Origin of the sequence: Streptomyces chisholmiae (assembly GCF_031845445.1) — a bacterium.
Classification (GTDB): Bacteria; Actinomycetota; Actinomycetes; order Streptomycetales; family Streptomycetaceae; genus Streptomyces; species Streptomyces chisholmiae.
In genome coordinates this window covers 1-445 of record NZ_JAVREO010000204.1, presented here as the reverse complement: position 1 = coordinate 445, position 445 = coordinate 1, and the positions used below count along the sequence as shown (strand labels likewise).

The 445-nt window shown below is 68.1% G+C and carries 1 protein-coding gene; it reads right to left on the bottom strand.

Going from position 1 to position 445, the window contains the following annotated elements:
• The coding region (locus RM844_RS32825) for a hypothetical protein (RefSeq protein WP_311671084.1) at window positions 1-429 on the bottom strand (429 nt) is incomplete at its 3' end.
• Window positions 430-445: the final 16 nt, after the last annotated feature.

The window sequence follows — 445 nt, the reverse complement described above, 5'->3', positions numbered from 1 at the left end:
GATCAGGACCGCACCCACCGAGCCCGCGGCCGTCGTGGCCAGAAAGAAGTTCGCCGGCGCGGGCCCGCCCGGAACCACGAGAAATCCCAGAATCGCAACGGACGCCACCGCCGCGACGTTGAGCGTCGCGATCACGGCCGAACTCAGACCCAGGCGCGGTGCCGACACCGCAATGGCCATCACGGTGACTGTCACCACCGCCGTGGCGGCGAGACGATCCAATCCCTCGGTGCCGAGCCCGGCCCACATCAACGCCAGGAGTCCCAGCGCGCAGGCCAACAAGCAGGCGGCGACGCGCAGTCCGACGGGGATGCGGTCATCGGTCGAGCTGAAGGTCAGCGCGCCCATCGGCGCCCGCTCGGGTGAGGGCTGTTCGCAGTAGCCGGCCAACACCAGCAGATCGCCGTCTTGAATATCGTTCTGCACCAAGGAGGCTGCATCATCC